Origin of the sequence: uncultured Nocardioides sp., from assembly GCF_902805925.1 — a bacterium.
Taxonomy (GTDB): Bacteria; Actinomycetota; Actinomycetes; order Propionibacteriales; family Nocardioidaceae; genus Nocardioides.
Genome location: NZ_CADCUP010000192.1, coordinates 1 through 23456 on the forward strand (window position 1 = coordinate 1; position 23456 = coordinate 23456).

21 protein-coding genes are annotated in these 23456 nt (G+C 72.3%); 6 read left to right on the forward strand and 15 right to left on the reverse strand.

Features of this window, described 5'->3' with window-relative positions:
• The 3 genes from QZX64_RS13840 to QZX64_RS13850 form a co-directional block, all read right to left on the reverse strand.
• A partial coding sequence (locus tag QZX64_RS13840; protein ID WP_295660927.1) for a hypothetical protein occupies positions 1-238 on the reverse strand: 238 nt, incomplete at its 3' end.
• A 79-nt stretch (positions 239-317) separates the two neighbouring features.
• Positions 318-1166 (reverse strand): glycosyltransferase family 2 protein, encoded by an 849-nt coding sequence (locus tag QZX64_RS13845; protein ID WP_295660929.1) that lies wholly within the window; start codon positions 1164-1166, stop codon positions 318-320.
• A 167-nt stretch (positions 1167-1333) separates the two neighbouring features.
• Positions 1334-2236 (reverse strand): heme o synthase, encoded by a 903-nt coding sequence (locus tag QZX64_RS13850; RefSeq protein ID WP_295661042.1) that lies wholly within the window; start codon positions 2234-2236, stop codon positions 1334-1336.
• 183 nt (positions 2237-2419) lie between these two features.
• Here QZX64_RS13850 and tkt point away from each other — a divergent pair, with 183 nt between their 5' ends.
• From tkt to pgl, 6 genes are read left to right on the forward strand one after another with little or no spacing between them, the layout of a single operon-like run.
• Complete coding sequence (gene tkt, locus QZX64_RS13855) at positions 2420-4528, forward strand: transketolase (protein WP_295660931.1); 2109 nt, start codon at positions 2420-2422, stop codon at positions 4526-4528.
• Between the two features lie 50 nt (positions 4529-4578).
• The gene (gene tal, locus QZX64_RS13860) at positions 4579-5685 is read left to right on the forward strand and encodes a transaldolase (protein ID WP_295660933.1); all 1107 of its coding nucleotides are present in this window, start codon (positions 4579-4581) and stop codon (positions 5683-5685) included.
• On the forward strand, positions 5682-7328 hold the full coding sequence (locus QZX64_RS13865) for a glucose-6-phosphate isomerase (RefSeq protein ID WP_295660934.1): 1647 nt from the start codon (positions 5682-5684) through the stop codon (positions 7326-7328). Before tal ends, QZX64_RS13865 begins: the two co-directional genes overlap by 4 nt.
• Positions 7328-8851 (forward strand): glucose-6-phosphate dehydrogenase, encoded by a 1524-nt coding sequence (gene zwf, locus QZX64_RS13870; protein ID WP_295660936.1) that lies wholly within the window; start codon positions 7328-7330, stop codon positions 8849-8851. Before QZX64_RS13865 ends, zwf begins: the two co-directional genes overlap by 1 nt.
• Positions 8848-9762 carry a glucose-6-phosphate dehydrogenase assembly protein OpcA gene (locus QZX64_RS13875; RefSeq protein ID WP_295660938.1) on the forward strand — a complete coding sequence of 305 codons (915 nt, stop codon included), beginning with the start codon at positions 8848-8850 and terminating at the stop codon, positions 9760-9762. Before zwf ends, QZX64_RS13875 begins: the two co-directional genes overlap by 4 nt.
• Positions 9759-10499, forward strand: coding sequence for a 6-phosphogluconolactonase (pgl, locus tag QZX64_RS13880; protein ID WP_295660940.1), 741 nt, complete (start codon positions 9759-9761; stop codon positions 10497-10499). Before QZX64_RS13875 ends, pgl begins: the two co-directional genes overlap by 4 nt.
• Before the next feature lie 29 nt (positions 10500-10528).
• Here pgl and QZX64_RS13885 read toward each other — a convergent pair whose 3' ends face one another.
• The 12 genes from QZX64_RS13885 to QZX64_RS13940 all read right to left on the reverse strand — a co-directional run bounded on the left by QZX64_RS13885 (position 10529) and on the right by QZX64_RS13940 (position 23401).
• Positions 10529-10888: an RNA polymerase-binding protein RbpA gene (locus QZX64_RS13885; protein WP_295660942.1), complete on the reverse strand. Its 360-nt coding sequence runs from the start codon at positions 10886-10888 to the stop codon at positions 10529-10531.
• A 25-nt stretch (positions 10889-10913) separates the two neighbouring features.
• Entirely contained in the window at positions 10914-11153 is a 240-nt protein-coding gene (gene secG / locus QZX64_RS13890) for a preprotein translocase subunit SecG (protein WP_295660944.1), read from the reverse strand.
• A gap of 29 nt (positions 11154-11182) precedes the next feature.
• Positions 11183-11980: a triose-phosphate isomerase gene (gene tpiA / locus QZX64_RS13895; protein ID WP_295660946.1), complete on the reverse strand. Its 798-nt coding sequence runs from the start codon at positions 11978-11980 to the stop codon at positions 11183-11185.
• A 17-nt stretch (positions 11981-11997) separates the two neighbouring features.
• Positions 11998-13224, reverse strand: coding sequence for a phosphoglycerate kinase (locus QZX64_RS13900; protein WP_295660948.1), 1227 nt, complete (start codon positions 13222-13224; stop codon positions 11998-12000).
• Positions 13224-14219: a type I glyceraldehyde-3-phosphate dehydrogenase gene (gene gap / locus QZX64_RS13905; protein WP_295660950.1), complete on the reverse strand. Its 996-nt coding sequence runs from the start codon at positions 14217-14219 to the stop codon at positions 13224-13226. Before gap ends, QZX64_RS13900 begins: the two co-directional genes overlap by 1 nt.
• A 124-nt stretch (positions 14220-14343) precedes the next feature.
• Positions 14344-15330 carry a DNA-binding protein WhiA gene (gene whiA, locus QZX64_RS13910; protein ID WP_295660952.1) on the reverse strand — a complete coding sequence of 329 codons (987 nt, stop codon included), beginning with the start codon at positions 15328-15330 and terminating at the stop codon, positions 14344-14346.
• Positions 15331-15352: 22 nt separating this feature from the next.
• On the reverse strand, positions 15353-16309 hold the full coding sequence (yvcK, locus tag QZX64_RS13915; RefSeq protein ID WP_295660954.1) for a uridine diphosphate-N-acetylglucosamine-binding protein YvcK: 957 nt from the start codon (positions 16307-16309) through the stop codon (positions 15353-15355).
• 2 nt (positions 16310-16311) lie between these two features.
• Complete coding sequence (gene rapZ / locus QZX64_RS13920) at positions 16312-17190, reverse strand: RNase adapter RapZ (RefSeq protein WP_295660956.1); 879 nt, start codon at positions 17188-17190, stop codon at positions 16312-16314.
• A complete protein-coding gene (gene uvrC / locus QZX64_RS13925) occupies positions 17190-19223 on the reverse strand; it encodes an excinuclease ABC subunit UvrC (protein WP_295660958.1) in 2034 nt (677 codons plus the stop codon). Before uvrC ends, rapZ begins: the two co-directional genes overlap by 1 nt.
• A gap of 76 nt (positions 19224-19299) precedes the next feature.
• Positions 19300-19770, reverse strand: a complete 471-nt coding sequence (locus QZX64_RS13930) for a Rieske (2Fe-2S) protein (protein WP_295660960.1) — start codon at positions 19768-19770, stop codon at positions 19300-19302.
• 109 nt (positions 19771-19879) lie between these two features.
• Entirely contained in the window at positions 19880-22903 is a 3024-nt protein-coding gene (gene uvrA / locus QZX64_RS13935; protein WP_295660961.1) for an excinuclease ABC subunit UvrA, read from the reverse strand.
• 126 nt (positions 22904-23029) lie between these two features.
• Entirely contained in the window at positions 23030-23401 is a 372-nt protein-coding gene (locus QZX64_RS13940) for a hypothetical protein (RefSeq protein ID WP_295660963.1), read from the reverse strand.
• Positions 23402-23456 lie beyond the last annotated feature (55 nt).

Below are 23456 nucleotides of genomic sequence, written 5' to 3' on the forward strand. Positions count from 1 at the left end.
CCCGGCCGGCCCCGGCCGCGCCCTGCAGCCCGAGGTCGCGCAGGGGTGCCGCCGCGCCTCCCGACAGGCACGGCGCCGAGGCCAGGCTGGCGGCCTGCTCGACGGGATTGAGCGGAGGACCCGACACCGCCGACAGCAGGGCGACCAGGAGCGCCCCCACGCCCACCACGAGCAGCAGCCACCGGGGCTGGTGCGGACGGCGCACGTGCGCGGGGCGTACGACGCGGCGCCTGCTCACCAGCGACACCTCGCGTCGGCGGGAGGACGGGCAGGACGGCTGCTCGAGGCCGGCGCGCGGTGCGTGCGGCCTCGCCCGGTCATGGGGAGACCCGGCCCGAGGACACGAGCGCGAGTCGCTGCCGCTGCCCCGGGCACTCCGGGCGCCGCACGACGAGGTGGTCGGCGGAGTGGATCCGCCGCGACTCCGTCACCAGGGTCGGGAGAAGCCGCAGGCCATGGAGCAGCGAGCGCACGGAGCCGTCCCCGCGCCCCCGGCTCAGCTGCGTGGTCGGGACCTCCGCGACCGCGGCCTCGGCCGCTGCCAGCCGGCACCTGATCGCCGTGCGCTCCACCTCGAACACGTCACCCCAGACGACCCGCCCGCGAGCCGGGCCGAGGTCCGGCGACGGCACGAGCACCGGGAGGAGGTCGGCCCAGAAGGCGTCGAAGCCGTGGTGGAGGTCGCCCATCCCCTGGCCCAGCACGCGGCGGGCGATGCGGTTGAGCACGGCGTCGCCGAGGCGGCGGCCACCCGCGCCGTCGTGCCCGCGGTCCGCGGGGAGCCGGCTGCCCGAGGCGACGTCGGCGCCGTCGACCAGCGCCGCGACGAGGCGTGGGATCTCCCCGGGATCGGCGGAGGTGCCGGCGTCGAGCAGGACCACCACGTCACCGGTGACCTCGGCCAGCCCCGCGGCGAGGGCGTGTCCCTCGTCGCGGTGACGCTGACGGGTCACGCGGACGTCGGGCAGCTGCCGTCTCGCGGTCGCGACGGTGTCGTCGGCCGACCCGCCGTCGACGAGGATGACCTCGTGCACCGGCGGCAGTGCCGGCAGCAGCAGGTCCAGGGCGCGCGCCTGGTCGCGCGCAGGCACCACCACGCTGACCCGCGGGTCGGCAGGGCGTGCAGCAGTTGCGACCCCCCCGGGCCGCTCGCTCGTGTGGAACATCTGAATCCCCCCGGATTCGGTGTGAAGTTGTGACACCCGTGTCGCGTGGTGGTGTGCACTGTCCCGAGCGTGGACATCACGACGACGAGGTCAACCTACGCCACGCCGCACCCCCGCGACCAGGTTTCGCGCAGGGCTGTGGACGGCCGGACGGCGGGCCGCGGCGCTCAGCGGGTGAGCAGGGGGTCGAGCGCGACGGCGACGAAGAGCAGTGACAGGTAGAGGTTGGAGCTGTGGAAGAGCCGCATCGGGGCGATCACCGACAGGCTCTCCGAGGTCTTGGCCCGGGCCCACATCCGGTGCGCCTCGAGGAGGAACACCGCGCCCAGCACGGCGGCCGCGACGGGATAGACCGGGCCGGTGCCCGCGACCGGCCAGAGGACCAGCGAGGTGGCGACCATGACCCAGCTGTAGAGGACGATCCGGCGGCCGACCTCGTGGGCGGGCGCCACGACCGGCAGCATCGGGACCGAGACGTTGGCGTAGTCCTCGCGGTAGCGCAGCGCGAGCGCCCAGGTGTGGGGCGGGGTCCAGAAGAAGACGACGAGGAAGAGCACCACGGGGGTCCACGCGAGCTCGCCGGTGACGGCGGTCCAGCCGATGAGGGCTGGGAAGCAGCCGGCCAGGCCGCCCCAGACGATGTTCTGGGTGGTGCGCCGCTTCAGCACCATCGTGTAGACGAGCACGTAGAAGGCGTTGGCCACCACCGACAGCACGGCCGAGAGCGGGTTGACCCAGAGGGCCAGGACGACGGTGCTGACCACGCCCAGCGTGAGCCCGAAGACGAGGGCCGAGGCCGGGGAGACCACGTGGCGCGGCAGCGCCCGGCGACGGGTGCGGCGCATCTGCTCGTCGATGTCGCGGTCGTAGACGCAGTTCAGGGCGGAGGCGGACCCGGCGCTGAGCGTGCCGCCGACGACCGTGGCGACCACCAGGCCGAGCGGTGGGACGCCCCGGGCCGCGAAGAACATCACCGGCACGGTGGTCAGGAGCAGCAGCTCGATCACCCGGGGCTTGGTGAGGCCGACGTACGCCGCGACGACGTCCTTGACGGTGACCTGCTCCGCCACCCCGGAGACCCGGGCCGAGCCACCCTCGTCGTCCGAGGACGCGGCCGAGGAGGCCGACTGGCCGAGGTAGGTCACGAAGGTCCTCACAGACGAGCGGGAGCGGTGGGCGCGCTGCGAGTCTATCCCCGCACCTGAGTAGGCTCGTCCTCGACGTGCTCCCCACCCCCCGGCGAAGGGTAAACCGTGACCGACAACCCGTCCCAGCTCGACTGGACAGACCTCGACCGGAAGGCCGTCGACGCGGTCCGCGTGCTGGCCATGGATGCCGTGCAGAAGGTCGGCAACGGCCACCCCGGCACCGCGATGAGCCTGGCGCCGGCGGCGTACCTGCTCTTCCAGAAGGTGATGCGGCACAACCCCGCCGACCCCCACTGGCCCGGGCGCGACCGGTTCGTGCTCTCCGCGGGGCACAGCTCGATCACCCTCTACACCCAGCTGTACCTCGGGGGGTGGGGCCTGGAGCTCGACGACCTCCGGGCGCTGCGCACGTGGGGCAGCAAGACCCCGGGCCACCCCGAGCACGGCCACACGGCCGGCGTCGAGACGACCACCGGGCCGCTCGGCCAGGGCGTCGGCAACGCCGTGGGCATGGCCATGGCCGCCCGCCGGGAGCGCGGGCTGCTCGACCCGGGTGCGGCCGACGGCGCCTCCCCCTTCGACCACCACGTCTACGCGATCTGCAGCGACGGTGACCTCCAGGAGGGCGTGAGCGCCGAGGTGTCCTCCATCGCCGGCACCCAGAAGCTGGGCAACCTGACCCTCATCTACGACGCCAACCGGATCTCCATCGAGGGCGACACCGACGTGGCGTTCACCGAGGACGTCGGCAAGCGCTACGAGGCCTACGGCTGGCACGTCCAGACCGTCGACTGGACCCACGACGGCACCGGCTACACCGAGGACGTCCCGCAGCTCTACGCCGCCATCCGCGAGGCCGAGGCGGTCACCGACCAGCCGAGCCTCATCGTGATGCGCACCGTCATCGCCTGGCCCGCCCCCAACGCCCGGGGCACGGGCGCCTCCCACGGCTCGGCGCTGGGGGCCGAGGAGGTGGCGGCGACCAAGGAGATCCTCGGGTTCGACCCCGAGAAGCACTTCGACGTGCCCCAGGACGTGCTCGAGCAGACGCGCTCCCTGGTGGCCCGCGGCAAGCAGGCCCAGGCCGACTGGGAGGAGCAGCTCACCGCCTGGCGCGACGGCGCCTCCGAGGAGGTGCTGGCGACCTGGGAGCGCATGCGGACCCGGGCGCTCCCCGAGGGCCTGGCCGACGCGCTGCCCACCTTCGACGCCGACCCCAAGGGCGTCGCGACGCGCAAGGCGTCGGGCGCCGTGATCAACGCGGTCGCCGCGATCATGCCCGAGCTCTGGGGTGGCTCGGCCGACCTGGCCGAGTCCAACAACACCACGATCTCCGACGCCCCCTCCTTCATCCCCAAGGACCGCTCGACCGAGCAGTGGGAGGGCGACCCCGAGGCGGGCCGCGTCCTCCACTTCGGCATCCGCGAGCACGGCATGGGCTCGATCCTCAACGGGATCACCCTGCACGGCGGCACCCGTGCGTTCGGCGGCACGTTCCTGACGTTCTCCGACTACATGCGGGGCTCGGTGCGCCTCGCGGCGCTGATGGGGCTGCCCGTCACCTACGTCTGGACCCACGACTCGATCGGGCTCGGCGAGGACGGCCCGACCCACCAGCCGATCGAGCACCTCGCCGCCCTGCGCGCGATCCCCGGTCTCGACGTCGTGCGCCCCGCGGACGCCAACGAGACCGCGGCCGCGTGGCACGCGATCCTCACCAACACCGACCGGCCGGCGGGCCTGGCGCTGACCCGGCAGAACGTCCCGGTCTTCCCGCGCGGCACCGAGGGGTACGCCGACACCTCCGAGGTCCACCGCGGCGGCTACGTCCTGCTCGACGCCGAGGGCGGGCTGCCCGACGTGGTCCTGGTCGGCACCGGGTCCGAGGTGCAGGTCGCCGTCGCCGCGCGCGAGCTGCTCGCCGAGGACGGCGTCCGCGCCCGGGTGGTCTCCATGCCGTGCCGCGAATGGTTCGAGGAGCAGGAGGAGGCCTACCGCGAGTCCGTGATCCCGCCCAACGTCAAGGCGCGGGTCTCGGTGGAGGCCGGGGTGGCGCAGGGCTGGCGCGAGATCGTCGGCGACCACGGCCGCATCGTCTCGATCGACACCTACGGCGCCTCGGCCGACTACGCGCGCATCTACCAGGAGTACGGCATGACGGGCGAGGCCGTCGCCGACGCCGCCCGCGACAGCATCCGGGTGTCCACCGACTGACTGACGCACCACCGGACGGGTACCCCAAGGCACCGACCACAGGAGGAACGATGAGTGACCGCTTGAAGGCTCTTGCAGACGCGGGTGTGTCCATCTGGCTCGACGACCTGTCGCGCGAGCGCATCGAGACCGGCAACCTCGCCGAGCTCGTCAAGGAGAGGTCCGTGGTGGGGGTGACCACCAACCCGACCATCTTCGCCTCGGCCATCGCCAACGGGGAGCGCTACGACGAGCAGGTGGGCAAGCTGGTCGCCGAGGGGGCGTCGGTCGACAAGGTCATCCTCGAGCTCACCACCGAGGACGTCCGCAACGCCTGCGACGTCCTCGCGCCGGTGGCGGAGTCGACCGCGCACGACGGTCGGGTCTCGATCGAGGTGGAGCCCGACCTCGCCAACGACACCGAGGGCACCATCAACTCCGCGAAGGCCCTGTGGGCCGCCGTCGACCGTCCCAACGCGCTCATCAAGATCCCCGCCACCCTCGAGGGCCTGCCGGCCATCACGGCTGCCATCGCCGAGGGCATCAGCGTCAACGTGACCCTGATCTTCGGCGAGGAGCGCTACCGCGAGGTCATGGACGCCTACCTCACCGGTCTCGAGCAGGCCCGCGACGCGGGCCGCGACCTCTCCCAGATCCGCTCGGTCGCCTCGTTCTTCATCTCCCGGGTCGACGCCGAGGTCGACAAGCGCCTGGACGAGGCCGGCACCGACATCGCCACCGCCCTCAAGGGCAAGGCGGCCGTCGCCAACGCCCTGGTGGCGTACGGCGCCTACGAGGAGGTGAGCGCCTCCGACCGGTGGCGCGACCTGGAGGCCGCGGGGGCCAACCGCCAGCGGCCGCTGTGGGCCTCGACCGGGGTGAAGAACCCTGACTACCCCGACACGATGTACGTCGCCGACCTCGTCGTGCCCGAGACCGTCAACACGATGCCCGAGAAGACGCTCGAGGCCTTCGCCGACCACGGCGAGGTGATGGGCGACGTGGTGACCGGCAAGGCGTCCGAGGGCCGGGCCATCCTGGACCGCCTCGGGGACGTCGGCGTCGACTTCCTGGACGTGCTGGTCAGCATCGAGCACGAGGGCGTCGACAAGTTCAAGAAGTCCTGGACCGAGCTGGTCGAGACCGTCGAGGGCCAGATGGCGAAGGCCGGGCGGTGACGGCGGCCGACACCGCCGCCGAGGCAGGTCTCTACGAGCTGTCCTTTGGCTACCGCGACGAGAAGGCCTTCGTCGACACCGTCTCCTCGCTCGTGGAGGAGCAGGTCGCCTCCCGCCTCGCCGACCGCGACGCCACGCTCTGGGGTGAGGCGGCCGAGGAGGAGGCCGGCAAGCGGCTGGCCTGGGTCGACCTGCACTCCACCTCGCGTCCGCTGGTCGCGGAGGTCGAGGAGCTCAGGGCCGACCTGGCCGGGCAGGGGCTGGCCCGCGTGGTGCTGTGCGGGATGGGCGGCTCGTCGCTGGCGCCCGAGGTGATCTGCGCCGCCGACGGCGTCGACCTCGTGGTGCTGGACTCCTCCGATCCCGACTTCGTCCGTGCCGCGCTGGAGGACCACCTCGACACCACCGTGATCGTGGTGTCCTCGAAGTCCGGCGGCACGGTCGAGACCGACAGCCAGCGCCGTGCCTTCGAGAAGGCGTTCACCGACGCCGGCATCGACCCCGCGGGCCGCATCGTCGTCGTCACCGACCCCGGCTCCCCCCTCGACGCCGCCGCCACCGAGTCCGGCTACCGCGTCTTCCGGGCGGACCCCGAGGTGGGCGGCCGCTACTCCGCGCTCACGGCCTTCGGCCTGGTGCCGAGCGGCCTGGCCGGCGCCGACATCGCCCGCCTGCTCGACGAGGCCGCCGCCATCGCGCCCGCGCTCGCGGCCGACTCCCCCGACAACCCCGGCCTGCGGCTGGGCGCCCTGCTCGGCGCGGCCAACGCCGCCGGCGCCGACAAGCTGGTGCTCGCCGACGGCGGCTCGCCGTACGCCGGCCTCGGCGACTGGGCCGAGCAGCTCGTCGCCGAGTCGACGGGCAAGGACGGCAAGGGCATCCTGCCCGTGGTGGTGGAGGGCACCGACGCACCCAACTTCTCGCCGAGCACCGACGACGAGGTCCTCGCCACCTACGGCCCGGACGGTCCGGGGGTCACCCCCGCGTCGGGCTGGGGCGTCACGGTCGACGCCGCCCTGGGCGCCCAGATGCTGCTGTGGGAGGTCGCCACCGCGGTCGCCGGCCGCGTTCTCGGCATCAACCCCTTCGACCAGCCCGACGTCGAGAGCGCCAAGGCCGCGGCGCGCGACATGCTGGAGGGCGGCGGGGAGCAGCCGACCGCGACCTTCGTGGACGGCGCGGTGACCGTCTACGCCTCGGGCGACTGGCTGCCCGAGGGCACCGACACCGTGGCCGGTGCCGTCACCGCGCTGCTGGGTCGGCTCGACGACGACCACGGCTACCTCGCCGTGCAGGCCTACCTCGACCGGCACCGCGACGCGGCGCTCGCGGGCGTGCGGCCGGCGCTCGCCCGGCGTACCGGGCGACCGGTCACCTTCGGGTGGGGACCCCGCTTCCTCCACTCCACCGGGCAGTACCACAAGGGCGGGCCGGACACGGGGGTCTACCTCCAGGTCACCGGACAGCCCTTGGCCGACCTCGCGGTGCCCGACCGGCCGTTCACCTTCCACGAGTTCCTCACCGCCCAGGCGGTCGGCGACGGAACCGTGCTGGCCGACAAGGGCCGCCCCGTGCTCCGGCTGCACGTCTCCGGGCCCGACGACCTGGCCGCGGTCGCGGACGTCCTCGCGGACGGCGCCTGATGGCCGCCGCCAACCCGCTGCGGGACCCCGAGGACCGCCGGCTCCCTCGGATCGCGGGCCCGTGCGGCATGGTGCTCTTCGGCGTCACCGGCGACCTCTCCCGCAAGAAGGTCGTGCCGGCGGTCTACGACCTCGCCAACCGTGGGCTGCTGCCGCCCGGCTTCAGCCTCATCGGGTACGCCCGGCGCGACTGGGCCGACCAGGACTTCGCCCAGATCGTGCACGACTCGGTCAAGCAGCACGCGCGCACCGAGTTCCGGGAGGAGGTCTGGAACCAGCTGTCCGAGGGCCTGCGCTTCGTGCAGGGCGACTTCGACGACGACGTCGCCTTCGACACCCTGCGCCGCACCATCGAGGAGCTCGACCAGGCCCGGGGGACCGGCGGGAACTACGCTTTCTACCTCGCCATCCCGCCGTCGTTCTTCGGCGCGGTCGTGGGCCAGCTCCAGGAGCACAAGCTCGCCCAGCCACCGGCCGACGCCTGGCGCCGGGTCGTCGTGGAGAAGCCGTTCGGCCACGACCTGGAGTCGGCTCGGGTGCTGAACGACACCCTCGACGGCGTCTTCCCGCCCGAGTCGGTGTTCCGCATCGACCACTACCTGGGCAAGGAGACGGTGCAGAACATCCTGGCGATGCGCTTCGCCAACAACATGTTCGAGCCGGTCTGGAACGGCAACTACGTCGACCACGTGCAGATCACCATGGCCGAGGACATCGGCATCGGCGGTCGCGCCGGCTACTACGACGGCATCGGGGCCGCCCGCGACGTCATCCAGAACCACCTCCTCCAGCTGATGGCCCTGGTCGCCATGGAGGAGCCGACGTCCTTCGACGCCGACAGCCTGCGCCTGGAGAAGCAGAAGGTGCTCTCCTCCACGACCCTGCCCCGACGACTCGACCTCAGCACCGCGCGCGGGCAGTACGTCGAGGGCTGGTCCGGCGGCGAGAAGGTGCAGGGGTTCCTCGACGAGGAGGGCATCAAGAAGTCCTCGACGACCGAGACGTTCGCCGCCATCACCGTCAACATCGAGACCCGGCGCTGGGCCGGGGTGCCGTTCTACCTGCGGCACGGCAAGCGGCTCGGGCGTCGGGTCACCGAGGTGGCGATCATCTTCAAGCGCGCGCCGCACCTGCCCTTCAGCGTGACCTCCACCGAGGAGCTCACCCAGAACGCCCTGGTCGTCCGGGTGCAGCCCGACGAGGGGATGACCCTGCGATTCGGCTCCAAGGTGCCGGGCACCACCATGGAGATCCGCGACGTCAACATGGACTTCGCCTACGGCGGCTCCTTCACCGAGGCCAGCCCCGAGGCCTACGAGCGACTGATCCTCGACGTCCTGCTGGGCGACCCGCCGTTGTTCCCGCGGCACGAGGAGGTCGAGCTCTCGTGGAAGATCCTCGACCCCGTCCTGGACCACTGGGCCCGGAAGGGCCGGCCCGACAGGTATCCGGCGGGCACCTGGGGCCCACCCTCCGCCGACGCGATGCTGGCACGCGACGGCCGCACCTGGAGGCGACCATGACGACCGAGCTGATCGACACCAACTCCTCCCGGATCGCTGCGGAGTTCGTGCGGTCGCGCCGGCGGGCGGGCAGCCCGGCGATGGGCATGGTGCTGACCCTCATCATCGTCGCCGACGAGGACGACGCCGAGCACGCCATGGCCGCCGCGCGCGCAGCGTCGCAGGAGCATCCCGCCCGGGTCCTCGGGGTGATCCTCGGCGACGGCCGGGGCGCCGGCGTGGTCAACGCCCAGGTGGGCATCGGCTCCGGCTGGACCGGTGAGACGGCGCTGATCCGGCTCAAGGGCGAGGTCGTCCGGCACGCCGAGTCCGTCGTCCTGCCGCTGCTGCTGCCCGACTCCCCGGTGGCCATCTGGTGGCCCACCGACGCTCCCGACGACCCGGCCAAGGACCCGCTCGGCAGGCTGGCCTCCCGCCGGATCACCGACGCCGCCGCCGTCACCCGCGGCAAGACGGCCGCGATGCACCGTCAGTGCTCGACGTACGCCCCGGGCAACACCGATCTCGCGTGGACGCGCATCACCCCGTGGCGGGCGCTGCTGGCCGCCGCGCTCGACCAGCACCCGTTGAAGGTGCAGCGCGCCACGGTGGCAGCCGAGCGCATCTCGCCGAGCGCCGAGCTGCTCGCCGCGTGGCTGAGCAGCCGGCTCAAGGTCAAGGTGGACCGGACGGTCTCCTCCGGCCCGGGCATCAACGAGGTCGTCCTGGGGACCCGCGACGGTCCCATCACGATCAGCCGCGGCGACGGGCGCCTGGCCACCTTCTCCTCCCCCGGGCAGCCCGACCGGCCGGTGGCGCTGAAGCGGCGCGAGCTGCCCGAGCTGCTCGCCGAGGAGCTGCGCCGCCTCGACGAGGACGACATCTACTCCGCCGCCGCGAAGGAGCTGGTGAAGCTGGAGGCGAAGTCGTGACCGGGCGCGAGGTCCTCGTCCACGACGACGCCGGCGCGCTGGCGGCCGACGCCGCGAGCCGGCTGCTGGAGGTGCTCGAGACCGTGCAGGCCGCGGGCGGCACGCCCCAGATCGTGCTCACTGGTGGCTCCATCGCCGAGACGCTGCACCAGGAGGTCGCCCGCCGGGCCGCGGACTCCGCCGTCGACTGGTCGCGCGTGGTGGTCTGGTGGGGCGACGAGCGCTTCGTGGAGGCGTCGTCACCCGACCGCAACGCCGGTCAGGCGCGCGAGGCGTTCGGCGACCGGCTCGGGCTCGACCCGGCCAATGTCCACGAGATGCCCGCCGGCGATGCCGGCCTCGACCTCGAGGCCGCCGCCGCGGCGTACGCCGAGGACCTGCGCGCCCACGGCGGCGACGCGTTCGACGTGCTGATGCTGGGGGTGGGACCCGACGGCCACGTCGCGTCCCTGTTCCCCGGGCACCCGGCGCTGGAGTCCGACGACGTCACCGTGGCCGTGCGGAGCTCGCCCAAGCCGCCGCCCGAACGCATCTCGCTGGCGTTCCCCGCGCTGAACCGCAGCCGTGAGGTGTGGTTCCTGGTCAGCGGTGAGGGCAAGGCCGACGCCGTCGCGGCTGCCCTGGCCGACGACGGCTCGGTGGCGGCCACCCCGGCGCGCGGGGTCAGTGGTCTGGACCGGACCGTGTGGTGGCTCGACCGGGCGGCCGCCGGGGACGCCACCGACCCAGGCGCCTAGACAACCCGGCGTTCCAGAGAACCCGGGGTCTAGAAGATGATCTCTCCGGACTTGCGGCGCGACCTCAGCAGCTGGATGGCCTCGTCGAGGATGTCGGCCGCCTCGGCGTCGGAGCGGCGCTCCTTCACGTAGGCGAGGTGGGTCTTGTACGGCTCGATCTTCGGCGCGGGCGGCGGGTTCTCCGAGTCCATGCTGGCCGGCAGGCCGCACTTGGGACAGTCCCACGACTCGGGGACGGTCGCCTCGATGGCGAAGGTCACCACCGACCGGTGTCCGTGCGAGCAGAAGTACGTCACCGCCTGGCGCGGTGCTGACTCCCCCCGCTCTGCCTCGCCCATCGGACCTGCGCCGACCCGGCTCCCGCGGATCGCATTTCCAGCACCAGCCACGTCACTCCCTCTTTCCCAGAAACTCTCAGACGCTGTAGGCCGTGAGCAGGCCCAGCGCAACGATGCAGGAGAACCAGATGACCCCGACACCCACCGTGAAGCGGTCGAGGTTTCGCTCGGCGACCGATGAGCCGCCTCCCAGCGAGGAGGACACGCCGCCACCGAACATGTCCGAGAGTCCACCGCCACGGCCCTTGTGGAGCAGCACCAGCAGGATGAGGATCAGGCTCGTGATGACGAGCAGGACTTCGAAAAGCAGAATCACGGTGCGAAGCCTACGTCACTTCCGCACGGTCACAGGACCGGCATGTCGTAGAACCGACAAACTCCACCGAACTCGTCGACCTGCAGGCTGGCGCCGCCGACCAGGGCACCGTCGACGTCCGGCCTGTCCATGATGGCGCCGACGTTCGAGGCCTTGACGGAGCCGCCGTAGAGGATGCGGCAGCCGTCGGCCGCGCCGTCGCCGTGCACCTCGCGGAGCCGCTCGCGGATGGCGGCGCAGACCTCCTGGGCGTCGTCGGGCGTGGCCACCTCACCGGTGCCGATGGCCCAGACCGGCTCGTACGCGACGACGAGTCCGGCCACCTGCTCGGCGGTGAAGCCGGCCAGCGAGCCGTCGACCTGCGCGAGCGTGTGCGGGACGTGCTGGCCGGCCTGCCGGACCTCGAGCCCCTCGCCCACGCAGACGATGGGGGTCATGCCCGCCGCCAGCGCCCGGTGGCCCTTGGTGTTGACGACCTCGTCGGTCTCGGCGTGGTGGTCGCGGCGCTCGGAGTGACCGACCACGACGTAGCTGCAGCCGAGCTTGGCCAGCATGGCTGCGGAGACCTCGCCGGTGTAGGCGCCGCTGTCGTGGGTGGAGACGTCCTGGGCGCCGTAGCGCACCGAGAGCCGGTCACCGTCGACGAGCGTCTGCACCGAGCGGAGGTCGGTGAACGGCGGCAGCACGACGACCTCGGCCTTCCCGTAGTCGTGCCGCTTGTCGGACAGCGTCCACGCCAGCTTCTGGACGAACACCACCGCTTCCTGGTGGTTGAGGTTCATCTTCCAGTTGCCCGCCATCAGCGGCGTGCGTGCGTTCTTGGCCATGGTGTCGCTTTCGGTCGTCAGGGGCGTTCGAGGACGGCGATCCCGGGCAGCTCCTTGCCCTCGAGGTACTCCAGGCTGGCACCGCCGCCCGTGGAGATGTGGCCGAAGGCCGCCTCGTCGAAGCCGAGGGCGCGGACGGCGGCCGCGGAGTCGCCGCCGCCGACCACGGAGAGCCCGTCGATCGTGGTCAGTGCCTGCGCCACCGCACGCGTGCCGTCGGCGAAGGCGCCGACCTCGAAGACGCCCATCGGGCCGTTCCAGAAGACGGTACGGGCGTCGCCGAGGGCGTCGGCGAACGCCCGCGCGGACGCGGGGCCGATGTCGAGGCCGAGGGCGCCCGCGGGGATGGCGTCGGCCGCCACCACCTGGGGCTGCGGCTCGCGGTCACCGGACGGGAACGCCGTGTCGACCACGATGTCGGTCGGCAGCACGATCTCGACGCCCTTCGCCTCGGCCTGCTCGAGGTAGCCGCGGCAGGACTCGACCTGGTCCTCCTCGAGCAGGCTCCTGCCCACCTCGTGGCCCTGGGACCGCAAAAAGGTGAACACCATGCCGCCGCCGATGACCAGCCGGTCGGCCTTGTCGAGGAGGTTGTCGATGACGCCCAGCTTGTCGGAGACCTTGGAGCCGCCGAGCACCACGACGTAGGGACGCTCGGGGTCGGCCGTCAGCCGGCGCAGCACGTCGATCTCGGTGGCCACCAGCCCGCCCATGGCGCTCGGCAGCCGCAGGGCGACGTCGTACACGGAGGCCTGCTTGCGGTGCACGACCCCGAAGCCGTCGGAGACGAAGACGTCACCGAGCTTCGCCAGCTCGGAGGCGAAGGCACCCCGGGACTCGTCCTGCTTGCTGGTCTCACCGGGGTTGAACCGGACGTTCTCCAGCACCGCCACGTCGCCGTCGGCGAGGCCCTCGACCGTGGCGGTCGCGCTCTCCCCCACCGTGTCGGTGGCGAAGGCGACGTCCCGCCCGAGCACCTCGCCCAGGCGCGCAGCCACCGGTGCCAGGGAGTAGGCCGGGTCCGGCTTGCCGTCGGGGCGGCCGAGGTGGGCCATCACGACGACGCGGGCGCCGGCCTCGGACAGCTGCTGGATCGTGGGCGCGCTCGCCCGGATCCGGCCGTCGTCGGTGATGGTGCCACCCTCGAGCGGCACGTTGAGGTCTGAGCGGACCAGGACCCGCTTGCCGGTCAGGTCACCGAGGGACGACCAGGTGCCGGCGGGGTCGTGGGTGGCGCCGGGCATCAGAGCGTGGCGCCCACGTGCGTGATGAGGTCGGCCAGGCGGTTGGAGTAGCCCCACTCGTTGTCGTACCAGCCGACGACCTTGACCTGGTTGCCGATGACCTTGGTCAGCGGCGCGTCGAAGATGCAGGACGCCGGGTCGGTCACGATGTCGGAGGAGACGATCGGGTCGGTGGAGTAGCGCAGGAAGCGGCCGTCGGCAGCCTTCTCGACGGCGGCGTTGACCTCCTCGACGGAGGTCTCGCGGCCGGCCTCGAAGGTGAGGTCGGTGGCCGAGCCGGTGGGCACGGGCACGCGCAGCGCGTAGCCGTCGAGCTTGCCCTTGAGCTCGGGCAGCACCAGGCCGATCGCCTTGGCGGCACCGGTCGAGGTGGGCACCACGTTGATGGCGGCGGCGCGGGCGCGGCGCGGGTCCTTGTGGATGTTGTCCTGGAGGTTCTGGTCGGCGGTGTAGGCGTGCACGGTCGTCATCAGGCCCTTGACGATGCCGAACTCGTCGTTGAGGGCCTTCGCCATCGGGGCCAGGCAGTTGGTGGTGCAGGAGGCGTTGGAGATGACCGTGTGCTGCTCGGGGTCGTAGTCCTCGTGGTTGACGCCCATCACGACGGTGATGTCGTCGTTGGTCGCCGGCGCGGAGATGATGACCTTCTTGGCACCCGCGTCGACGTGGGCCCGCGCCTTGGTGGCGTCGGTGAAGAAGCCCGTCGACTCGACGACGACGTCCACGCCGAGGTCGCCCCAGCCGAGCTGGGAGGGGTCACGCTCGGCGAAGGCCCGGATCGACTGGTCGCCGACCCTGATCGAGGTGTCGTCGGAGGTGACGTCGGCGTCGAGCCGACCGAGGATGGAGTCGAACTTCAGCAGGTGCGCCAGCGCGGCGTTGTTGGTGAGGTCGTTCACCCCCACGATCTCGATGTCGGCACCCGACGCGCGGACCGCGCGGAAGAAGTTGCGGCCGATGCGGCCGAAGCCGTTGATTCCCACACGAACAGTCACGGTTTCTCTCCTGGCAGCGTTGGTCGATCCGGCGCTCCGACCCTATCGGAGCCCCGGACGCCGCGACCGGGCCGTCCGGCCTCCGCGCCCGGTCACCGCCGGACGTCCCCTGAGACGTCGGTGGTCAGGCTTCCTCGGCGAGCATGTCAGGAGTCAGCGACGCCTCGGTGTCGGGGATGCCGAGCTCCTCGGCGCGCTTGTCGGCCATGGCGAGGAGGCGGCGGATGCGGCCGGCGATGGCGTCCTTGGTGAGCACCGGGTCGTGCAGCTGGCCCAGCTCCTCGAGCGAGGCCTGCTTGTGCTCGAGGCGCAGGTGTCCGGCGAGCTTGAGGTGGTCGGGCACCTCGTCGGCCAGGATCTCCAGCGCCCGGTCGACGCGGGCACCCGCCGCGACCGCCGCCCGGGCGGAGCGGCGGAGGTTGGCGTCGTCGAAGTTCGCCAGCCGGTTGGCGGTGGCGCGCACCTCGCGGCGCATCCGGCGCTCCTCCCAGGCCATCAGCGACTCGTGGGCGCCCAGCCGGGTCAGCAGCGCACCGATCGCGTCGCCGTCGCGGATGACGACACGATCGACCCCGCGCACCTCCCGGGCCTTGGCGGCGATGCCGAGGCGGCGGGCGACGCCGACGAGGGCGAGCGCGGCCTCGGGGCCGGGGCAGGTGACCTCGAGGGCGGAGGAGCGGCCGGGCTCGGTGAGCGACCCGTGGGCCAGGAAGGCACCGCGCCACGCCCCGACGGCGTCGCACCCGCCGCCGGAGACCACGGCAGGCGGCAGCCCGCGCACCGGGCGCCCGCGCTGGTCCAGGAGCCCGGTCTGGCGGGCGAGCGCCTCGCCGTCCTTGACGACGCGGACGATGTAGCGGCTGCCCTTGCGGATGCCGTTGCCCTGCACCATCACGACGTCGGACTGGTGCCCGTAGACCTCGGAGATGTCCTTGCGCAGCCGCCGGGCGGCGGCGCCCGTGTCGAGCTCGGCCTCGACGACGATGCGGCCGCTGACGATGTGCAGTCCGCCGGCGAAGCGGAGCATCGAGGCGACCTCCGCCTTGCGGCAGCAGGTCTTGGTGATCTGGGTGTTGGCCAGCTCGGCCTTCACCGGTGCAGTCATCGCCATGGACGCGATCCTGCCATGCGAGTCAACGACCCTCGGACCCCAGGATCCCCTCGAGGACACGCCCGAGCCGCGCCGGATCGTGGGCGGCGCTGCCGTCCCCGCGCGAGACGTCGCCGACCACCAGGCGGCCCCCGAGGTCGAGCACCGCCTTCTCCAGCGCGTCGACGTCGGCCACCGTGTCTGCGTCGGCCACCACCGAGTGGGCGGTGAGGTCGGGGGCCAGCTCGCGGAGCACCGCGAGGTGGTCCTCGGGCGCGAAGCCGTGGGTCTCGCCCTGCTGGGTCTCGAGGTTGAGGACGATGACGAGCCGGGACCCGCGGGCCACCACCGCGTCGCGCAGCTCGGGCACCAGGAGGTGCGGGATGACCGAGGAGTACCACGAGCCCGGGCCGAGGACGACCCAGTCGCTCCCCCGCACCGCCGCGACGGCCTCGGGGCACGCCGGCACGGGCGCCGGCTCCAGGAGCACGCGGTCGATGCGACCGGCGGTGGTGGCCACCTCGACCTGGCCCCGCACCCGGGTGAGCGCGCGGGGGTCGCCGGGCACCAGCCCGGCGACGTCGGCGGCGATGTCGATGGGCGTCGTCGACATCGGCAGGACGCGGCCCCGGGCACCCAGGAGGCGACCCACGAGGTCGAGCGCCGCGACCGCGTCGCCGAGCTGCTCCCACATGCCGACGATGAGCAGGTTGCCGACCGCGTGGCCGCGCATGTCGCCGGCGCCGGCGAACCGGTGCTGCAGGACCTCCGCCCACGTCTGGCCCCAGTCGTCGTCGCCGCACAGGGCGGCCAGGGCCATGCGCAGGTCGCCGGGAGGCAGCACGTCGAACTGCTCGCGCAGCCGCCCGGACGAGCCGCCGTTGTCGGCCACCGTCACCACCGCGGTGACGTCGCGGGCGACCCGGCGCAGCGCCGACAGGGAGGCGTGCAGCCCGTGCCCACCACCGAGCGCGACGACCGAGCAGTCGACCGTCGCCACGCTCACTCCCGACCGAGGTCGCGGTGGACCGCGCGCGTGTCGTGCCCGCGCTCCCGCAGCCGCCGGGCGACCTCCTCGCTCATCGCCACGCTGCGGTGCTTGCCGCCGGTGCAGCCGATGCCGATGGTCATGAACCGCTTGCCCTCGTTGAGGTAGCCGCGGGCGGCGATCTCGAGCACCGGGAGGTAGCCGTCGAGGAACTCGGTGGCACCCGGCTGCCTCATGACGTAGGACGAGACGTCCTCGTCGCGGCCGTCGTGCGGGCGCAGCTCGGGCACCCAGTGCGGGTTGGGGAGGAACCGCATGTCGCCCACGAAGTCGGCGTCGACGGGGATGCCGTACTTGAAGCCGAAGCTGATCACCGTGACCTTGAGCCGCATGGCCTGCGCGGAGCCGAAGCGCTCGGCGATCCGGCGGGTGAGCTGGTGCACGTTGAGGTTGGTCGTGTCGATGACGAGGTCGGCGTCGCCGCGGACGCTGGCCATGACCTTGCGCTCGCGGGCGAGGCCGTCGACCAGCCGGCCGGTGCCCTGGAGGGGGTGCGGCCGGCGCACGGCCTCCTGCCGGCGCACGAGCACGTCGTCGCTGGCCTCGAGGAACACCAGGGTGGCCGGCCGGCCGTGGACCTGCTGCTGCCGGTTGGCGTGCAGGGCCTCGAAGAAGGACCCCGAGCGCACGTCGGTGACCACGGCGATGGGCTGGCTCACGCCGCGGCTGTCGTCGACGAGGCGTACGACGTCGCGCACCAGCGCCGGCGGGAGGTTGTCGACGACGAAGAAGCCGAGGTCCTCGAGCTCCTTGGCGGCGGTGCTGCGCCCGGCACCGGTCATCCCGGTGACGACCACCAGCTCACCGGGCTGCGGGACGGCGGTCTCGGACATCAGTCCTCCTCGATCTCGCCGGTGGCGGTGTTGACCCGCAGCGGCTGGGTGGGTGCGGTGGTGCGCGCGGCGTCGGCGGTGGCGAGGGCCTCCTTGATGGCCCGCGAGGTGCTGGGCCCGATGCCGGGCACCATCGCGATCTCCTCGGGCTCCGCGGCGCGCAGCTTCCTCAGGGACCCGAAGTGCTTGAGCAGGGTCCTGCGGCGCACCTCGCCGAGGCCGGGCACGTCGTCCAGGACGCTCTCGACCATGGACTTCGAGCGCCGGCTGCGGTGGTGGGTGATGGCGAACCGGTGCGCCTCGTCGCGCACCCGCTGGAGCAGGTAGAGGCCCTCGCTGGTGCGGGCGAAGATCACGGGGTCCTCCTCGCCGGGCAGCCACACCTCCTCGAGGCGCTTGGCCAGCCCGCAGACCGGGATGTCGTTGATGCCGAGCTCGGCGAGCGCCTGCTGCGCGGCCGCCACCTGCGGCGGGCCGCCGTCGACCACCACGAGCCCCGGCGCGTAGGCGAACTTGCGCGGACGGCCGGTGTCGGGGTCGACGAGCATGGGGGCGGAGGGATCCTCCGGCTGGGCGTGCGGAGCCGTCGGGTCGTCCTGCACCGCCCGCGGAGCCGCTTGGGCATCGACCGAGCGGGCCTGCTCGTCGAGCAGCCGGCGGAAGCGCCGGGTGATCACCTCGTGCATGGAGGCGACGTCGTTCTGGCCGTCGACGCCCTTGATGACGAAGCGGCGGTACTCGCCCTTGCGCGCCAGGCCGTCCTCGAAGACCACCATCGAGGCGACGACCTCGGTGCCCTGCAGGTTGGAGACGTCGTAGCACTCGATGCGCAGCGGCACCTCGTCGAGCGAGAGAGCCTGCTGGATCTCCTCGAGGGCGCGGTTGCGGGTGGTGAGGTCGCTGGCACGGCGGGTCTTGTGCAGCACCAGCGCCTGGCCGGCGTTGCGGGCGACGGTCTCCTGCAGCGTCTTCTTGTCGCCGCGCTGCGGCACCCGGATCGCCACCCGGCTGCCCCGCAGGCCGCTGAGCAGCTCCTCCATCGTCGCGTGATCGGTCGGCAGCGCCGGCACGAGCACCTCCCGCGGGATCGACTCGGAGTCGCCGCCGTAGAGCTGGAGGAGGAAGTCCTCGACGAGCGCGGCGGTGTCGCCGTCGTCGGCCCGGTCGGCCACCCAGCCCCGCTGGCCGCGGATGCGGCCCCCGCGGACGTAGAAGATCTGCACGGCCACCTCGAGCGGGTCCTCGGCCAGCGCGATGACGTCGGCGTCGGTGCCGTCGCCGAGCACGACCGCCTGCTTCTCCAGCGCCCGGTTGAGCGCGCCGAGGTCGTCACGCAGCCGGGCGGCCTTCTCGAAGTCCAGCGCCTCGGAGGCGGCGTACATCTCGCGCTCGATGCGCCGGACGAAGCCGGTGGTGTTGCCGGCCATGAAGTCGCAGAAGTCGTCGACGATGGCGCGGTGCTGGTCGGCGCTGACGTTGCCGACACAGGGCGCCGCGCACTTGTCGATGTAGCCCAGGAGGCACGGCCGGCCGATCTGGGCGGACCGCTTGAAGACGCCGTTGCTGCACGAGCGCATCGGGAAGACCCGCAGCAGCGCGTCGACCGTCTCCCGGATGGCCCAGGCGTGGCTGTAGGGCCCGAAGTAGCGGGTGCCCTTGCGCTTGGCGCCGCGCCCCACCATCACGCGGGGGAACTCCTCCCCCACGGTGACGGCGAGCCAGGGGTAGGACTTGTCGTCGCGGTACTTGACGTTGAAGCGCGGGTCGAACTCCTTGATCCAGCTGTACTCCAGCTGGAGCGCCTCCACCTCGGTGTTGACGACGGTCCACTCGACGCTCGCGCCGGTGGTGACCATCGAGGCGGTGCGGGAGTGCAGGTTGCCGATGTCCTGGAAGTACGACGACAGCCGGGCCCGCAGGTTCTTGGCCTTGCCGACGTAGATGACGCGGCCCCGGGCGTCACGGAAGCGGTAGACCCCCGGCTGCGTCGGGATCGACCCGGGTGCCGGGCGATACGACGCGGGTGAAGCCATGCGACAACCCTACGGGCAGCCACCGACGCTCCGGCCCGGCCTCGGGTGAGGTGCGGCACACGAGCCGTCCCCCGGGTCAGGCCAGGGCGATGTCGTCACCGTCGACGACGATCTCGACGGCCTCGAGTGGGGCGCTGGCGGGACCGGCCTGAGGTGCGCCGTCCTCGAGGGAGAACTGGCTGCTGTGGCAGTTGCAGGGGATGACGCCCTCCGAGCCCGAGGAGACCAGGCAGCCCTGATGGGTGCAGACGGCGCTGAAGCACCTGAAGTCGCCCTCGGTCGGCTGGGTGACCACGACCTTGGCGTCGGAGTAGACCGCGCAGCCACCCACCGGGACGTCGGCGGTCTTCGCGAACACGTCTCCCCCGGTGCTCTCCGCGCCCCCGGCGGCCGGCGTCTCGGCGGGAGCCGACGACGAGGGAGCGCTCGAGCCGGCGTCCGTGGCGGTCGAGTCGTCGGAGCCGCAGCCGGCGAGCAGCGGCGCCCCGACCCCTGCGACGGCGGCGGCGGCGGAGAGAGCGGTACGACGGTTGAGTCCTGTGGCCAAGGCGTGGTCCTTCTTTCGTGGGGTCACCGGTCGGGCTGGTGAGCGTCACCCTAGCCAGCCGCACCTCGCCGGGCCGGCGCGCGACCGACGGGGTGCGGACGCATCCTGCCTACCTGGTGGCGGCCGACCGGGTCGATGTGGCCCTCGCCGCCGGCGCGCGGGCGGCCGACCCGCCCGCGGGCTCCGCGACCTTCGCCTTCGCCTTGGCCGCCGCGGCCTTCCTGCCCGCCTTGGTGGTCGGGCCGCTCGGCGCGGGCGCCTTCTTGGGACGGCCCGGCTGGGTGGCGTGCCGGCCCTCGAGCAGCGGCTTGAGGAAGGTGCCGGTGTGGCTGTCCGGGTGGACGGCGATCTCCTCGGGCGTCCCCTCGGCGACGACGTACCCGCCGCGCGAGCCGCCCTCCGGCCCCATGTCGATGAGCCAGTCGGCGGTCTTGATGACGTCGAGGTTGTGCTCGATCACCATCACGGAGTTGCCCTGGTCGACGAGCTTGCCGAGGACCAGCAGCAGCTTGCGGATGTCCTCGAAGTGCAGGCCCGTGGTCGGCTCGTCGAGGACGTAGACGGTGCGGCCGGTCGAGCGCTTCTGCAGCTCCGTGGAGAGCTTGACGCGCTGCGCCTCACCACCCGACAGCGTGGTGGCCGGCTGGCCGAGCCGGACGTAGCCGAGACCGACCTCGCCGAGGGTCTTCATGTGGCGGGCGATCGCGGGGACGGCGGCGAAGAACTCCGCGGCCTCCTCGATCGGCATGTCGAGGACCTCGGCGATCGTCTTGCCCTTGTAGTGGACCTCGAGCGTCTCGCGGTTGTAGCGGGCGCCGTGGCACACCTCGCACGGCACGTAGACGTCGGGCAGGAAGTTCATCTCGATCTTGATCGTGCCGTCGCCCGAGCAGGCCTCGCAGCGCCCGCCCTTGACGTTGAACGAGAAGCGGCCCTGCATGTAGCCGCGCATCTTGGCCTCGGGGGTCGAGGCGAACAGCTTGCGGATGTGGTCGAACACGCCGGTGTAGGTGGCCGGGTTGGACCGCGGCGTCCGGCCGATGGGCGACTGGTCGACGTGGATGACCTTGTCGACGTGGTCGAGGCCGGTGATCTTCTGGTGGCGCCCGGGGACGGTGCGGGCGTTGTAGATCTGCTTGGCCAGCGAGGTGTAGAGGATGTCGTTGACCAGGGTGGACTTGCCCGACCCCGACACGCCGGTGACCGCCACGAACAGCCCCAGCGGGAAGGAGACGTCGACGTTCTGCAGGTTGTGCTCGCGGGCGCCGTGCACCCGGAGCTCGCGCCCCTGGGTGCGGGGACGGCGCACCTCCGGGACCGGGATCTCGCGGCGGCCGGAGAGGTACTGGCCGGTCATCGAGTCGGGGTGCGTCAACAGGTCGGCGACCTGCCCGCTGTGCACGACCTGCCCGCCGTGCTCGCCGGCACCCGGCCCGATGTCGACGACCCAGTCGGCCATCCGGATGGTGTCCTCGTCGTGCTCGACGACGATCAGGGTGTTGCCGAGGTCCTTGAGGCGGACCAGGGTCTCGATCAGGCGCTGGTTGTCGCGTTGGTGGAGACCGATGGAGGGCTCGTCGAGGACGTAGAGGACGCCGACCAGGCCGGCCCCGATCTGGGTCGCGAGCCGGATGCGCTGGGCCTCGCCGCCCGACAGGGAGCCGGACGGCCGGTCGAGCGAGAGGTAGTCGAGCCCGACGTCGAGGAGGAAGTTGAGGCGCTCGAGGATCTCCTTGAGCACCCGCTCGGCGATCTGCTTCTCGCGCTGGCTGAGCTCGAGGCTGCGCAGGAAGTCGGCGGACTCGCTGATCGGCATGCGGCAGACTGCCGCGATCGACCTGCCACCCAGCGTCACCGACATGGAGACCGGCTTGAGCCGGCTGCCGTCGCAGGTCGGGCAGGGGACCTCGCGCATGAAGCCCTCGAAGCGCTCGCGGCTCGTGTCGCTCTCCGCCTCGCGGTGCCGGCGCTCGATGTAGGGGCGCACGCCCTCGAAGGCGGCGTAGTAGGCGCGCTGGCGGCCGTAGCGGTTGGTGGTGACCACGTGCACCTTGGTGGCGTGGCCGTCGAGGATCGACTTCTGGGCGCGGGTGCCGAGCCGCTCCCACGGGGTGTTCAGGTCGAAGCCGAGCTCCTCGCCCAGGGCGTGCATCAGCCGCAGGAAGTAGTCGGCGACGTGGGCACCGCTCCAGGGCGCGATCGCGCCCGCGCCGAGGGTGGCCGTCGGGTCGGGCACGACGAGCTCGGGATCGACCTCCATGCGGGTGCCCAGGCCGTGGCAGGCCGGGCAGGCGCCGAACGGGGAGTTGAACGAGAACGAGCGCGGCTCCAGCTCGTCGGTGTCGATGGGGTGCTCGTTGGGGCACGCCATCTTCTCCGAGAAGCGCATCTCGCGCTCGGGGTCCTTGTCGGGGAGGTCGACGAAGTCGAGGAGCACCAGCCCGCTGGCGAGGGTGAGGGCGGTCTCCACCGAGTCGGTGAGCCGGCGCTTGGACGACTGCTTGACCGAGAGCCGGTCGACCACGACCTCGATCGTGTGCTTCTTCTGCTTGTCGAGCTTGGGGGCGTCGTCGAGGGAGTGCGTCTCGCCGTCGATGCGGGCGCGGGAGAAGCCCTGGGTCTGCAGCTCCTTGAACAGCTCGACGTACTCGCCCTTGCGGCCGCGGATGACCGGCGCGAGCACCTGGAAGCGCCGGCCCTCCTCGAGGCCGAGCACGCGGTCGACGATCTGCTGGGGCGTCTGCCGCTCGATCGGCGCACCGCAGGTCGGGCAGTGCGGGCGGCCGGCGCGGGCGTAGAGCAGCCGGAGGTAGTCGTAGACCTCGGTGATGGTGCCCACGGTGGACCGGGGGTTCTTCGACGTGGACTTCTGGTCGATGGAGACCGCGGGCGAGAGGCCCTCGATGAAGTCGACGTCGGGCTTGTCCATCTGACCGAGGAACTGGCGGGCGTAGGCCGAGAGCGACTCGACGTAGCGCCGCTGGCCCTCGGCGAAGATCGTGTCGAACGCGAGGCTGGACTTGCCGGAGCCCGAGAGGCCCGTGAAGACGATGAGGGAGTCCCGCGGGAGGTCGAGGGAGACGTCCTTGAGGTTGTGCTCGCGAGCGCCACGGATGATCAGCTGGTCGGCCACTGGAGTCCTACGGGTCGGCGTGGAGGAGTTCGAACAAACGTTCGCCATGCTACCGGTCGCGGCAAGCGTGTCGTGCCGGCCTCGACACACTCTCACGAGCCACCGACACTCCCCGAAAGTGCGGGATCACAGGCGGGCGACGAACCGGCGGCCGCGCAGCGCCTCCTCCACCAGGCCCACCCCGCGGCGGACGGCGAGCAGCCTCGCCTCCTCCGCCTGGAACGTCGTCACGGCGGCCTCCACGACGTCGAGGTCGGCGACCTCACGCAGGTCGGCGCGGCACTGGCTCAGCCCCCGGCGCACGGCCGCCTGCTGCGCCTCGACGTGCAGCACGGCGAAGCGGGCGAGCACGACGACGTGGCGACGCAGGGCGGCGTGCTGGCGGTAGTCGGGAGGGCAGATGTCGAAGAGCCAGTTGACGGCCGTGCGCTCCCAGTCGGGGGCGTCGGGAGGCCGGACGGCCGCGGGCCAGCCGGGCGGGGCGACGGGGGCGGGCATGGGCCGAGCATACCGGCGCTCGAACAGGTGTTCTAGTCAGCGCGACGCGCGTCCG